Annotated in this window: 10 protein-coding genes; 7 read left to right on the top strand and 3 right to left on the bottom strand. The window is 73.2% G+C overall.

Annotation, left to right across the window (positions count from 1 at the left end):
* Window positions 1-127 precede the first annotated feature (127 nt).
* Entirely contained in the window at window positions 128-2,401 is a 2,274-nt protein-coding gene (locus tag ACIGZJ_RS18955) for a D-alanyl-D-alanine carboxypeptidase (protein ID WP_396458264.1), read from the bottom strand.
* A gap of 298 nt (window positions 2,402-2,699) precedes the next feature.
* Between ACIGZJ_RS18955 and ACIGZJ_RS18950 the strand changes: the two genes are divergently transcribed.
* From ACIGZJ_RS18950 to ACIGZJ_RS18940, 3 genes are all read left to right on the top strand, one after another.
* Entirely contained in the window at window positions 2,700-3,449 is a 750-nt protein-coding gene (locus ACIGZJ_RS18950; RefSeq protein ID WP_396458263.1) for a GPP34 family phosphoprotein, read from the top strand.
* A 569-nt stretch (window positions 3,450-4,018) separates the two neighbouring features.
* Complete coding sequence (locus tag ACIGZJ_RS18945; RefSeq protein ID WP_387942049.1) at window positions 4,019-4,882, top strand: helix-turn-helix domain-containing protein; 864 nt, start codon at window positions 4,019-4,021, stop codon at window positions 4,880-4,882.
* A complete protein-coding gene (locus ACIGZJ_RS18940; RefSeq protein WP_396458262.1) occupies window positions 4,879-5,088 on the top strand; it encodes a DUF397 domain-containing protein in 210 nt (69 codons plus the stop codon). The genes ACIGZJ_RS18945 and ACIGZJ_RS18940 overlap by 4 nt, the downstream gene beginning before the upstream one ends.
* 141 nt (window positions 5,089-5,229) lie before the next feature.
* Here ACIGZJ_RS18940 and ACIGZJ_RS18935 read toward each other — a convergent pair whose 3' ends face one another.
* On the bottom strand, window positions 5,230-6,345 hold the full coding sequence (locus ACIGZJ_RS18935; RefSeq protein ID WP_396458261.1) for an ADP-ribosylglycohydrolase family protein: 1,116 nt from the start codon (window positions 6,343-6,345) through the stop codon (window positions 5,230-5,232).
* Between the two features lie 187 nt (window positions 6,346-6,532).
* Here ACIGZJ_RS18935 and ACIGZJ_RS18930 point away from each other — a divergent pair, with 187 nt between their 5' ends.
* On the top strand, window positions 6,533-7,645 hold the full coding sequence (locus tag ACIGZJ_RS18930; protein WP_396458260.1) for a tyrosine-protein phosphatase: 1,113 nt from the start codon (window positions 6,533-6,535) through the stop codon (window positions 7,643-7,645).
* Window positions 7,646-7,713: 68 nt separating this feature from the next.
* Here ACIGZJ_RS18930 and ACIGZJ_RS18925 read toward each other — a convergent pair whose 3' ends face one another.
* Entirely contained in the window at window positions 7,714-10,287 is a 2,574-nt protein-coding gene (locus ACIGZJ_RS18925) for a bifunctional FO biosynthesis protein CofGH (protein ID WP_396458259.1), read from the bottom strand.
* Between the two features lie 193 nt (window positions 10,288-10,480).
* On the opposite strand from ACIGZJ_RS18925, the gene ACIGZJ_RS18920 reads away from it, so the two are divergent.
* The 3 genes from ACIGZJ_RS18920 to ACIGZJ_RS18910 are packed head-to-tail and all read left to right on the top strand — an operon-like array spanning window position 10,481 to window position 13,774.
* Window positions 10,481-11,710 (top strand): outer membrane lipoprotein carrier protein LolA, encoded by a 1,230-nt coding sequence (locus ACIGZJ_RS18920; RefSeq protein ID WP_396458258.1) that lies wholly within the window; start codon window positions 10,481-10,483, stop codon window positions 11,708-11,710.
* Complete coding sequence (locus ACIGZJ_RS18915) at window positions 11,710-12,846, top strand: ABC transporter ATP-binding protein (RefSeq protein ID WP_396458257.1); 1,137 nt, start codon at window positions 11,710-11,712, stop codon at window positions 12,844-12,846. Before ACIGZJ_RS18920 ends, ACIGZJ_RS18915 begins: the two co-directional genes overlap by 1 nt.
* Window positions 12,833-13,774, top strand: a complete 942-nt coding sequence (locus tag ACIGZJ_RS18910) for an ABC transporter permease (protein ID WP_396458256.1) — start codon at window positions 12,833-12,835, stop codon at window positions 13,772-13,774. The genes ACIGZJ_RS18915 and ACIGZJ_RS18910 overlap by 14 nt, the downstream gene beginning before the upstream one ends.
* Window positions 13,775-13,848 lie beyond the last annotated feature (74 nt).

The following is a 13,848-nucleotide window of genomic DNA, read 5'->3' as shown; positions in this document are numbered from 1 at the left end:
GGCCGGGGGCGGCGCCCGGAACTGAGACCCGGCGGCGGGCGGGGGGGGTCCTGACCCGGGTCGCCAACGACTGCGGTGTGGGAGGGCGGCCGGGCCGACTCCCCACTCCGCTGTCATCGGGCGCCCGTCAGAGCATGCGGGTCAGCCTGGAGAGGATGGACGGCGGGGCCAGGTCGGACTGGAGGACCACCGGGACCTCGATCCGGTTGTCGCCCTCGCCGGTGCGCAGGACCCCGACCCGGGTGCCGGCCTTGGCGGTGTGGCCGACCTTCGCCGGGTCCAGGACCAGGGTGGCGGAGACGCCGGGGAAGCCGGCCACGGTCAGGTCCTTGGTGGCGACCACCGGGATCCTGCCGCCGAGGCCGTCGTCCACCTGGCCGACGACGTCGCCCTGCTTGGCCAGGGTCTGACCGGTCAGCCCGTTCTGGGCGGCCTGGATCTGCTTGGCGCTGACGTTCTGGACCACCTTGAGGATGCTGGGCTCGGCGGTGGTCGCCGGCTGGCCCAGGGTGACGCCCAGGATCAGCCGCTTCACCCCGCCGATCTCCTTGTACGCCGCCCACATCAGGCAGCCGCCGGCCGGGGTGCTGGAGCCGGTCTTGACGCCGATGATGCCGTTCTTCGGGGAGATCAGGGTGTTGGTGTTGGAGATCTTCTGGTTGTTGAAGGTGGTGTCCGGCGTCGAGACGATCTGCCGGAAGATCTCGTCCTGCATGACCTGCTCGGCGAGCTTCAGCTGGTCCTTGGCGGTGCTCTTGGTGTCCGGGCTGAAGCCGGCCGGGTCGGTGTAGACGGTGTTGGGCATCCCGAACCGGACGGCGGTGTCGTTCATCTTCTTCACGAACGCCTCCTCCGAGCCGGAGTCCCAGCGGGCCAGCAGCCGGGCCACGTTGTTGGCCGACGGCAGCATCAGCAGCTCCAGCGCCTGGTACTGGGTGAGCTGCTGGCCCTCGGTCAGGGTGACCCTGGACTCGTCGACGTTCCCGGACTCCTGGGCGGCCTGCTTGTCGACGGTGATCTTCGGGCCGCTCTCCCCCTTCTTCAGGGGGTGCGCCTGGAGGATCAGGTAGGCGTTCATGACCTTGGTGACGCTGGCGATCGAGGCCGGGGTCTCCGGTCCGGAGCTGCCGAGGCTGCCGACGCCGACCACGCCGGCGGCGGACTGGCCCTTGGCCGGCCAGGCCAGGTCGAGCGGGTCGCCGGTGAAGGTGTAGCCGCCCTGCGCGGTCATCCTGACCTTGGAGTCGGGCAGCGGGCGGAGCAGCTGGGCGGCCACCACGGCGCCGAGCACCACGGCGAGGAAGACGGTCCAGATGGTGATCCGCTTGAGCGCGCGGCGCAGCGGCGAGACCGGGCGGGCGTTGAGGGTCGCCAGCACCTCCATCGCCTCGGAGGTGTTCTCCGGTGCGCGGAGCGGTTCGGGGCCCGGCAGCGGTTCGGGGTCGGGCAGCGGCTCGGGCTTCGGCAGCGGCGGCGCGGGCGGCACCCTCGGGCGGTCCGGGTCGGGCAGCGGCTCGGGGGCCGGACCGGGTTCGGGCTTGGGCTCGGGCTTCGGCTTCGGAGCGGGTACGGGCTGCGGCTCGGGCTCGGGGGCCGGTTCGGGCTCGGGCTCGGGCAGCGGCCTCGGCGCCGGGGGCTCCGGCACGGTGCCGCCGCCCGGGGCCGGGTCGGTCGCCGGGACGGTCGCCGGGACGGTCGCCGGGACGGAGAGTGCGGCGGGGCGCGGCTTCTCCAGCTTCTCGGCCTTCTCCGCGCTCTCGGCCTTCTCCGTGCTCTCGGCCTTCTCCGCGCTCTCCGCCGACGCGGGCTGCTCCGACGCGGGCTGCTCCGACACGGCCGGCGCCTCGTGCGTCGCAGCCGCCCCGCCCGGGGCCGGCCGCTGTTCCGCCGCGGGTTCCCCGTCCTGGGCGGGCGCCCCGTCGGTCGGCTCCTCGTCCGTCACGGACCCTTCGGCCCGCGCCGTCCGGTCAGCCTGCTCGGAAGGCACGGCCGGGTCGGCATCCCCGGCGGTCCGGATGGCGAGACGCGGGTCGCGCCCGGCCGGGCGGTCGGACGCCCCGTCGGCCGGCTCGGCCACCGCCGGACCTCCGTCGGCGGTCGCGGACCCGTGCCCGTCAGCAGCGGACCCGCCCTCCGCGGGCGCCGACCTGACGAGCTCGTCGGGCAGCCGCAGTGCCGTGGTCGCGTTGTCGACGGGGAGGCGCAGCATGGTCGTCCGGGTGTCCACATCCCGGACCCGGAGCTGCACCGTACCCCCGCCCTTGACCCCGGCCGCCGTGCCCTCGGCAGGCTCGTCGGCAGCGGCGGCGGCCGCGGTATCGGTGGCGGCACCGGTCCTCTCCCGGTCCCGCTCCTGCTCCCGCTCGCCGTCCCGCAGCACCCTGTCGGGGGACTCGCCCACGTAACCCAGCCTCCTCAACGCCCGGCGGGGCACCGGCAGACCCGATTTCGGGAAGCCGACGCCCCGCCCCGTGTACCTGTACAGTCTCCGCCACCGACGACGGTTCCGGCCGCCCACACCCCGCCCGACCGGCGCTTATTGTCGCCGCGCGGTCGCACCTCGGCCTGTCCACCGGTCAGACGCCGGGCCCACCACCGCCGGTTCCCCGCCGCGGCCGCAAGGTCACGATTCGGAGGCGTACTCGACAAGCCCGTGTGAGAGGCGTCACGCTGTCATTCATCCACGCGGGGAGGCTTGGATGGGCAAGAGCCGCAGAACTGTTCCCGAGGAACTCTTGCTGCTCGCCTTGGACCCGACCACGGGCACCACGGCGCAGCCGCAGACCCTCGACCTCGGACTCGCCGGGGCCCAGCTCGTCGAGCTGTCCCTGGCCGGACGGATAGTCCCGGAAGGAGACCGGATCGCCGTGGTGCTGCCACGGCCCACCGGCGATCCGACACTGGATCACGCACTGGAGCTGTTGCGCCGACGCGGCAGCCCGGTCCGCGCGGCGCACTGGATCGGCGGGCCCCGGCTGGGGCTGCGGCAGACCTACCTGGCGCACCTGGAGCGCTGCGGCATGGTCACGGCCGTGCCGGGCCAGGTGTGCGGGGTCCTGCCGACGACGCGCTACCAGGCGTCCGACGACTGCACCAACGCCGCGATCAAGCAGCGGCTGGACACCGCCATCCGCACGGGTGTGCCGCCGGACCCGAGGACGGCCGCGCTCGCCGCGCTGGCCCACTCGGTGGGTCTGGGCAAGCACCTGTACCCGGGCAACGAGGGTCGCTCCTCGCGCTCGCGGCTGCGCGATCTGATCAGGTACGACCCGCTGGGCGGGATGGTCGCGCACGCCGTGATGGATGTGCAGAACGGCCTGCCCAGCCAGCAGAACCGTTCACCCCAGAGCGACGCCGCTCCGACCGGTGCGGGCCGACCCGGCCCGCGTTCGACGGGCCGCAGCGGATCAGGCGGACGGGTCGCGGTGTCCCGCGTCGGCGTCCGCTGACGAGGCCGGGCGCCCGGCGCCCGGCAGGCGTCGCGCCAAGCGGCGCTCGCCACACCGCTCACGCCGTCCACCGGCAGTGAGCAACCAGCAGGCAGCAAGGGGCGGTCGCCCGCGACGGAAGTCGCCGGCGACCGCCCCTCTGCCGTCCCCGAAGTCCCCGAAGTCACCCAAGCCGCCGAAGGCCTCCAGGGCGGCCCAGGCCACTCGGAGCCGTCCAGTCCCATCAGCCCCACCCGGAACCGTGCGGAACCGTTTCGGCGACGCTCCGGAGCCACTCCGAAGCCGTCCCAGCCGTGTCCACGCCGTCCCCGCATGTGCCACCCGCACATGCACCCAGCAATCGCACCACTACCGGAGAGAGCCGCAGAACCGCATTACCACCCGGGGGTGTCCGCTGTCTCGCCGAAGCGCTTTTCCGATGATCTGTTCTACTGCGCTCCTGCGATTCCCCGGCGCCGACCTGAGCCAAGGTGTCATGCTGCTCCAAGTCAGGGGGGTTGGTCCCAATTTCCACAGTGTTCCGAGGAATGCCGCTCCAACGATCACCAGAGGTCCGGCCGGAGGTCGACGTGTCCGCGAACATCAATCCCACCGTGCGCCGCAGAAGGCTCGGCGCCGAACTGCGCAAGCTGCGCGAGGGCCTGGGGATGACGGCGGAGGAGGTGGCCGGGCGACTGATGGTCTCGCAGTCGAAGATCAGCCGACTCGAGAACGGCCGGCGCAGCATCAGCCAGCGCGATGTCCGCGACCTCTGCGACGTCTACAACGTCAACGACGAACAGATGCGCGGCAGTCTGATGGACATGGCCCGGGAGTCCCGCCAGCGCGGCTGGTGGCACGACTTCAACGACATGCCCACCCCGTACAGCGTCTACATCGGCCTGGAGGCGGAGGCCTCCTCGATCCGGGCGTACGAGTCCTCCTTCGTCCCGGGTCTGCTCCAGACCGAGCAGTACGCGCACGCCGTGGTGGTGGGCACCCAGCCGGACACCGACGCGCTCTCCGTCCAGCGCCGGGTCCAGGTGCGGATGAAGCGCCAGGACCGCGTCCACGGCGAGAACCAGCTGGGCAGCCTCTGGACCGTCATAGACGAGGCGGTGCTGCGCCGCGAGGTAGGCAGCCGGGAGGTGATGGCCGATCAGCTCAAGCACATGCTGGAGCTGAGCCAGCGGCCGAACATCACCATCCAGGTGATCCCGTTCTCGCACGGCGCCCACCCCGGAATGACCGGGACATTCTCCCTGCTGGAGTTCCCCGAGTCAGCCGATTCCACGGTTGTCTACTTCGAAGGGGTGACGAGCGATCTCTACCTGGAGAAGGAGGCCGACGTGCGCCGCTATACCAGTCTCTACGACCACCTGCGGGCAGCGGCCCTGGGGGTCGCGGAGAGCCGGTCACTGATAGCGACGATTGAAGAGGGATACCACGAATGAGCACCACCTTCGAGAACGGGACGGTCTGGCGCAAGAGCAGTCACAGCGGCGGCAACGGCGCCTGTGTGGAGATCACCGCGCCGGATTCGGGCGCAGTGGCGGTGCGGGACTCCAAGGACCCGCAGGGCCCACGGCTGCACTTCTCCTCCGAAGCCTGGAACGCGTTCGCCGCCGCCGCCGGATCCGGTGCGTTCGGCGGGTTCTGATCCCGGCCGGTTCCACCCGGGCCGCCCGATCTCGGCCCAGTTGCCCGTAGCGGGGTCCACCGCCCTCCCGGCGGCAGGCCCCGCTACGGGCAACTGCGTGTCCGGGTCCGGGAGTCCCTGCTCCTGCTCGGCGGCCGGGCGTCAGCGCAGCACCGGGTACCGCGTGGACCAGGCAAGGCCCTCCGGGGTTTCCAGGCTGTGCAGTTCGGGCCCGTGCATCAGCTCCAGGACGAAGTCGTCGGCCAGCTCCAGGATCGCCCCGCGCCCCTCCAGGCCGGCCACCAGGCCGGGCGGCAGCGCGGTGTCCCCGTGCAGTACCCCGAGCAGGTTGCCGCAGATCGCGCCGGTGGAGTCGCTGTCCCCGGAGTGGTTCACCGCCAGCAGCAGCCCCGAGCGCACGTCGTGGGCGACCAGCGCGCAGTAGACCCCGATCGCCAGCGCCTCCTCGGCGACCCAGCCCTCCCCCAGCGCCTCGACCCGCTCGGCCGACGGCTCCCCGGCCCGGACCGCGTCCAGCGCCCCGCGCAGCGCGGCGGTGGTCTCCTCGTGCGCCGGCCGTTCGGAGAGCAGCGCCAGCGCCAGGTGGACGCCCTCCTCCAGGGTGCCGCCGCGGGCCGCGGTCTGGACGATCACCGCGAGCGCCCCGGCCGAGAGGTACCCGCTGGGGTGGCCGTGGGTCAGCACCGAGCACTCCACCGCCAGCTGGAACACCAGGCCCGGCTCCCAGGTGGTGAGCAGCCCGAACGGCGCCGCCCGCATCACCGTGCCGCAGCCCTTGGAATGCGGGTTCTTGGGCGCCTCCAGAGTGCCCAGCCGGTCCGCCTCCGGACCGGAGAGGCCGGACAGACAGGCCTGGCCCGGGGCGCGCTGCGCGTACAGCCACTCCTCGCGGCCGAGCCAGCCGAGGTCGGCCCGCCGCTCGTCCGGACCCCAGTCGCGCTGGGTGGCGGCCCAGCGCAGATAGGCGAGGTGGATGTCGGTGGGCGGGTGCCAACTGCCGGTGTCCCGGCGGATGTGGGCGCGGATCAGGCCGTCCAGCGTGAACAGCACCATCTGGGTGTCGTCGGTGACCGCACCGAGCCGGCCGTACGCGGGGACGTAGCCGGTGACGCCGTGCGGCCCGTGCAGCGCCCGGATCTTCTCCAGCGACTCGAACTCGACGCCGGCGCCGAGTGCATCGCCGATCGCACCGCCGAGCAGACAGCCCCGCACCCGGCTGCGGAAGTCCTGCTGCTGGGCGCGTGACCACAGTGGCATCACGACGGGGCGCCTTTCGTCCGGGGATCAGGCCGCGCGACGCTCGGCCGGTCGCGCGCCATCGCACTGTATTCGAATGCCCGAACAAGTCGAGGGGTTCCCTCGCTCACCAGCACTTCAACAAATTGTTGCTGCGGCGCCACCCGGCGGACACGAACCGCCACCCGGGGCTCCCTAGCGTCCGGCCATGACCATCTCCCACACCCGTCTGACCACCGCGCTGGCCCTCACCGGCGCACTCGTCCTCGGCACCCCGGCGCTCGCCCTCGCCGCCCCGGCCGCCCCCGCGGCCACCGCCGCGGCGAAGCAGTCCGCGCACGCCATCCCGTTCACCGCCGCCACCGCCACCCAGCAGGCCGACGGCAGCTTCACCCTCGCCTGGACCGCGCCCGGCGCCCTGGGGGTCACCGTCTACGCCGGCACCGACCCGGAGGACATCCGCCACCGCAAGCCGGTCGCCCGGGGCACCGGCAGTGCCACCGTGACCGTCACCGGCCTGGCCGCCGCCGACCGCTGGTACTTCGAGCTCGTCCCGGACCGCGGCGAGTCGCTCGTCGTCGCCGACCGCTCTCTGCACCTGGCGTCCGCCCCCAACTTCCGCGACGCCGGCGGCTACCGCACCACCGACGGCCACTGGGTGCGGATGGGCGTGGTCTACCGCTCCGGCGACCTCTCCAAGCTCACCGACGAGGACCTCGCCAAGCTGCGCCGCCTCGGCATCCGGACCGTCTTCGACCTGCGGACGCCCGGCGAGCAGAAGACCGCTCCGGACCGCGTCCCGGCCGGCGCCGCCGTCGTCGACGCCAACGTGCTGGGCGTCTCCGACACCGGCGCCTTCAACGTCACCACCCCGCAGGCCGCCGTCCAGGCGATGGTCGACGCCGAGCGCACCATGGTCTCCGCCGGCAGCGCCAAGAGCGCCTACCACGCACTGCTGAACTCCGTGGTGGAGCGCGACGACGAGAACATCCTGTTCCACTGCACCGCCGGCAAGGACCGCACCGGCTGGGCCTCCGCCGCGCTGCTCACCGCGCTGGGCGTGCCTCGCGAGAGCGTCGAGGCCGACTACCTGGCCAGCAACACCTACCGGGCCGCCGAGATCGCCGCCACCCTGGCCAAGCTGCCCCCGGCCTACCAGGCCGTCTACAAGCCGCTGTTGGACGTCCGCCCGGAGTACCTGAACGCCGGCTTCGACGAGGTCCAGCGGAGCTTCGGCTCCTTCGACGCCTACCTGAAGTCCGGCCTCGGCCTGGACAGGCGCGACCTGCGCGACCTGCGCAGCCAGCTGCTGGTCGGCTAGGCCCTGCCGATGGGCGGTCCGCTCCCCGACGGGGCGCGGACCGCCCGACGACCGGGCGGGCGGCCGGGTCAGTCCGCCAGCGGCAGCAGCTCCGGCAGGTGCCCGTCCGAGGCGAGCACCGCGGCCAGGCGCTCGGCGGACACCTCGCCGTAGGTGGTGGTGCGCTGGCGGTGCGGGCGGCCGGCCGCCTCGGCGATCGCCTGGAGGTCGCGCACCGACTTGTAGCTCCCGTACGCCGACCCGGCCATCCGCGAGATGGTCTCCTCCATCAGCGTGCCGCCCAGGTCGTTGGCGCCGGAGCGGAGCATCTCGCCCGCGCCCTCGGCGCCCAGCTTCACCCAGCTGGTCTGGATGTTGGGGATGTGCGGGTGCAGCAGGAGTCGCGCCATCGCGACCACCGCCCGGTTGTCCCGGGCGGTCGGGCCGGGCCGGGCGATCCCCGCCAGGTAGACCGGCGCGTTGGTGTGGATGAACGGCAGCGTCACGAACTCGGTGAACCCGCCGGTGCGCTGCTGGATCTCCGCGAGCAGCCGCAGGTGCGCCAGCCAGTGCGCCGGGGTGTCCACGTGCCCGTACATCATCGTGGAGGAGGAGCGGATGCCCAGCTCGTGCGCGGTGGTGACGACCTCCACCCAGGTCGCGGCGGGCAGCTTGCCCTTGGTCAGCACCCAGCGGACGTCGTCGTCCAGGATCTCGGCCGCCGTCCCCGGGATGGTGTCCAGGCCCGCCTCCCGGGCCTGCTGGAGCCAGTCGCGGATGGACAACCCGGTACGGGTCGCGCCGTTGACCACCTCCATCGGCGAGAAGGCGTGCACATGGATGCCGGGCACCCGCTCCTTCACCGCGCGGGCGATGTCGAAGTAGGCGTGGCCGGGCAGGTCCGGGTGGATGCCGCCCTGCATGCAGACCTCGGTGGCGCCGACCTCCCAGGCCTGCGCGGCCCGGTCGGCGACCTGCTCCAGCGAGAGGGTGTAGGCGTCCGCGTCGGTGCGGCGCTGGGCGAAGGCGCAGAACCGGCAGCCGGTGTAGCAGACGTTGGTGAAGTTGATGTTCCGGGTGACGCAGTAGGTGACGTCCTCGCCGACCGCGTCGCGCCGGACGTCGTCGGCGATCCGGCAGAGGGCGTCCAGCGCCGGGCCGTCCGCGTGGAAGAGCGCGAGCGCCTGGTCGTCCGTCAGCCTGGTCGGGTCCTCGGCGGCCACCGCGAGGGCCCCGCGCAGATCGCCCGCCAACCGCTCAGGGGCGCCCTTGGCGAGGACCTGCTCGCGCAGCACCTCCCAGTCCCCGTAGACGTCCTCGAAGTCGGCCCGGCGGTCCCCGGTGCGGCCCTCGGTGTCGATGGTGGCGTGCAGGTCGGTCCGCCCGTACGAGGCGGGCAGGTCCTCCGGCTCCTGCCACGGGCGGCCGGTGACCACGGCGTCCGGGCGGGCCAGGCCGGTCTGCGGATCGCTGAGCGCCCGGACGTGCGGCAGCACCCGAGGGTCCAGCCAGGGCTCGCCGTGCCGGACGTACTCCGGATAGACCGCGAGGCGCTCGCGCAGCTCGAAGCCGGCCGCCGCCGACCGCTCGGCCAGCCGCTCGATCTGCGGCCAGGGGCGCTCCGGGTTCACATGGTCGGGCGTCAGCGGCGAGACGCCGCCCCAGTCGTCGACACCGGCGCCGATCAGCCGCTCGTACTCGCCGTCGACCAGGTTCGGCGGGGCCTGCAGACAGGCCGTCGGGCCCATGATGTGCCGGGCCACCGCGACCGTCGCGACCAGCTCGTCCAACTCGGCGTCCGGCATGCCGCGCATCGCCGTGTCCGGCTTGGCGCGGAAGTTCTGCAGGATCAGCTCCTGGATGCCGTGGTAGGCCCGGGAGACCTTGCGCAGGGCGAACAGCGACTCGGCGCGCTCCTGGTACGTCTCGCCGATACCGATCAGCAGCCCGCTGGTGAAGGGGACGGAGCTGCGCCCGGCGTCCTCCAGCACCCGCAGCCGGACGGCCGGCTCCTTGTCGGGCGAACCGTGGTGCGGGCCGCCGGGCTCGCTCCACAGCCGGGTGGCGGTGGTCTCCAGCATCATGCCCATCGAGGCGGAGACCGGCTTGAGCCGCTGGAAGTCCGTCCAGCTCAGCACCCCGGGGTTGAGGTGCGGCAGCAGCCCGGTCTCCTCCAGGATGCGGATGGACATCGCCCGGACGTAGGCGATGGTGTCGTCGTAGCCGTGCGCGTCCAGCCACTCGCGGGCCTCGGGCCAGCGGTCCTCGGGCTTGTCGCCGAGCGTGATCAGGGCCTCCTTGCAGCCCAGTTCGGCGCCCCGGCGGGCCACCTCCAGCACCTCGTCCGGCGACATGAACATCCCGTGGCCGGCCCGGCGCAGCTTGCCGGGGACGGTGACGAAGGTGCAGTAGTGGCACTTGTCGCGGCAGAGCCGGGTGAGCGGGATGAACACGCTCTTGGAGTAGGTGATGACGCCGGGCCGGCCGGCCTGCGCCAGACCCGCGTCACGCACCCGGGCGGCGCTCGAACAGAGATCCCCCAGGTCCGTCCCTCTGGCCTGGAGCAGGACCGCCGCCTCGGTCACGTCCAGCGCGACACCGTCCCGGGCACGGCGCAGGGCGCGCCGCATCGCGTTCGCGGTCGGGGTGTTCATAGCGTCCATGGCGCGACCCTACGCCAGTTCTCGTACGTCCGGAGGAGGGAACCCTGAGGAGGTATCAGGGTCGGATGCGACGGGAGACCGACCCCGATCTGGCCCTGCAGGGCGATGACTCCGGCGGCCCGCGGCCGTGTAATAGAGGGGTACAGGCAGTCGGTCAGGGGTATTCGGTCACGGTTACGGAGGGGTTGGACGTATGACGGACGACACGGCGACTCAGGAGCACCAGGGCGGCGTGCCCTACCGGTCCGGGCGGCGCACCGCGGTGCGGGTGGCAGTGCCGCTGGTGGTGGCGGGCACGATCGCCGCCGGCATCGGACTGGTACCGGCGCTGGCGGACGACTCGCCGCCGAACCTGCCCTCGCTGACGGCGGAGCAGGTGGTGGCGAAGGCCCTCGGCTCGCAGGCGCAGACGCTCTCCGGCACGGTCACGGTCTCCGCGGACCTCGGCGTCCCGGGCCAGCTCTTCTCCGCCGCGGGCGGCGGGATCGGCTCCGGCGGCTCGGGCGGCTCCTCCTCGGCCGCGCCGGAGGCCAAGCTGGCCGGCCTGCTCGGCGGTGACCACACCCTGCGGGTGGCGGTGGACGGCCCGGACCGGCAGCGGATCGGCCTGATCGAGAACCTGTCCGAGTACGAGCTGGTGCACAACGGCGACCAGGTCTGGGCGTGGGACAGCGCCACCAACGAGGCCGTGCACCTGACGGCTCCGCAGGGCGCACGGTCCGGCGGCCACCAGGGCGGCGCCCCGCTGACCGGGGTCCCGGCCACGCCGGCCGAGGCGGCCCGGCAGTTCCTCGCGGCGGGCGCGGGCACCACCGCCGTCACCGTCGACGGCACGGCGAACGTGGCCGGGCAGAAGGCGTACCAGCTGAGTGTGAAGCCGACCCAGTCCGGCTCGACCATCGGCGAGGTGCGGATCGCGGTGGCCGCCGACAACGGCGTGCCGCTCGCCGTGGTGGTCAAGGGGACGGACGGCTCCACCGTGCTGGACGTCCACTTCAAGGACGTCTCGTTCGCCAGGCCGGCCGCCAAGTCCTTCGAGTTCTCGGCCCCCAAGGGCGCCAGGGTGACGGAGCAGAAGGCGGACGGGCGGGGCGAGGGCCACCAGGCCCCCGGCGCGACCGCGGAGAAGGGCGACCTGAACGTCGTCGGCGAGGGCTGGACGACGGTGCTGAGCACCCGGCTGCCGAGCGGTGACGCCACCGCTCCGGCCGACTCCGGCAAGCCGGGCCGGCACGGCGACAAGGGCCGGGGCAACGGCGGCGGCCAGAGCGTGCAGGGCCTGGTGAAGTCCCTCGGCAAGCCCGTCAAGGGCGGCACGCTGATCACCACCAAGGTGCTGAACGTGCTGGTCACGGATGACGGCCGGGTGTTCGCCGGTGCGGTGACGCTGCCGGTGCTGCAGAGTGCGGCCGGGGTGAAGTAATGACCCAGGCTCCCGTAACGGGGGACGTTACGGAGCCGGCCGGGGGGCGGGGCGCCGAGGTGCGCCCGGCCCCCGCGGCCGTTCCCGCCGTCGATCTCCCCGGTGCTTCCTCCGGCGCTCCGTCCGGTGCCCCTGCCGTCGCTCCTGCCGTCGGCTTCTCCGAATCCGACAGTGTGATCAGCGCCAGGGGTCTGACCAAGCGCTTCCGGGGCGGCCAGCTGGCCGTGGACGGGCTGAACCTGACGGTGCCCCGGGGCAGCGTCTTCGGCTTCCTCGGCCCGAACGGCTCCGGCAAGACCACCACCATCCGGATGCTGATGGGTCTGATCGCCCCCACCTCCGGCGTGGCCACGGTGCTCGGCGAGTCGATGCCGCAGTCCGTCGCCACCGTGCTGCCCCGGGTCGGCGCGCTGATCGAGGGCCCGGCCCTGTACGGCTTCCTCTCCGGCCGGGACAACCTGGCGCGCTTCGACGCGGCGGATCCGACGGCCGACCCGCGCACCCGGCGCCAACGGGTCACCGAGGCGCTGGACCGGGTCGGACTGACCGCCGCCGCGGGCAAGAAGGCGCGGGCGTACTCGCTGGGGATGAAGCAGCGGCTCGGGCTGGCCTCGGCGCTGCTCCAGCCGCGCGAACTGCTGGTACTGGACGAGCCGACCAACGGCCTCGACCCGCAGGGCATGCGGGAGATCCGGGCGCTGATCCGGGAGGTCGCGGCGGAGGGGACGACGGTGTTCCTCTCCTCCCACCTGCTGGACGAGATCGAGCAGGTCTGCACCCACGCGGCGGTGATGTCGCGCGGGCGCCTGATCGTCCAGGGCACCGTCGCCGAACTGGCCGCCCGGGCGCAGGGCCGGCTGGTGGTCCGGACGCCCGACGTGGCGCAGGCCGCCGAACTGCTGACGGCCTTCGGGGTGGCCGAGGTGGCCGCCGGCGAGGGCCGGGTGGACGGCGTGCTGGGCGTGCCCGCCGAGGGTGCGGCGGGCGCAGAGGCGGCGACCGACGAGATGCTGCCCAAGCTGTGCGCGGCGCTGGTCGAGGCCGGGGTGCGGGTGCGCGGCTTCGGGGTCGAGCGCGGGACGTTGGAGGACGCCTTCGTGGCGCTGACCGGGGAGGGCTTCGATGTCGCGGGCTGAGGTTGCCGGGGCTGAGGTTGCCGGGACGGGGGTTTCCGGGGTCGGGGGCGCAGGGGTGGCCGCCGGGCCGGTGATCGGGCCGGTGATCGGGCGGCGGCCGCAGACCGCGGCCGGGTTCCTGGCGCTGTTCCGCAGCGAGCTGGTGCTGACCTTCCGCCGGGTGCGCACCATCGTGCTGCTGGCGATCCTCGCGGTGCTGCCGATCCTGATCGGCGTCGTCGTCAAGATCGAGACGGACGGGCCGCGCGGCGGCGAGGGCCCCGCCTTCATCGCACAGGTGACGCAGAACGGCCTGTTCCTGGTCTTCACCGCGCTGGCGGTGGCGCTACCGGTCTTCCTGCCCATGACGGTCGGTGTGGTCGCCGGGGACTCCGTCGCGGGCGAGGCGGCCGGCGGGACGCTGCGCTACCTGCTGGTCGCGCCGGCCGGACGGACCAGGCTGCTGGCCGCCAAGTTCACCGCGGGCCTGGTGTTCTGCCTGGCGGCCACGGCGACGGTCGCGCTGGCGGCGCTCGCCACGGGCGCGGCGCTGTTCCCGCTCGGCGAGGTCACGCTGATCTCCGGTGACACCATCGGCCTCGGCTCCGCGCTGCTGCGGGCGGTGCTGGTCGCCGCGGTGGTGGCGGCCTCGCTGGCCGGACTGGTGGCGATCGGGCTGTTCATCTCGACGCTGACCGGCAGCGGCATCGCGGCGATGGCCGCCACCGTCGGCCTGGTGATCACCGTGCAGATCCTGGACAGCTTCCCGCAGCTGCACGCGATCCAGCCGTTCCTCTTCACCCATCACTGGCTGACCTTCGGGGACTTGCTGCGCGCGCCGATGTACTGGGACGGCGTACTGAAGAACCTCGGCCTGCAGGCCGCCTATGTCGCGGTGTTCGGCTCGGCCGCATGGTCGCGGTTCACCAGCCGGGACATCACGGCGTAGGGCGGTGCCCGGCAGCGGGCCCCCGTCGACGGCTGTCGGCGGGGGCCCGCGGGGTTTCTGGTCTGCGGGGGCGT

Source organism: Kitasatospora sp. NPDC052868 (assembly GCF_044547105.1).
Taxonomy (GTDB): domain Bacteria; phylum Actinomycetota; class Actinomycetes; order Streptomycetales; family Streptomycetaceae; genus Kitasatospora.
Note: the sequence above shows the minus strand (reverse complement) of the source record. Positions and strands in the feature narration are given on the sequence as shown.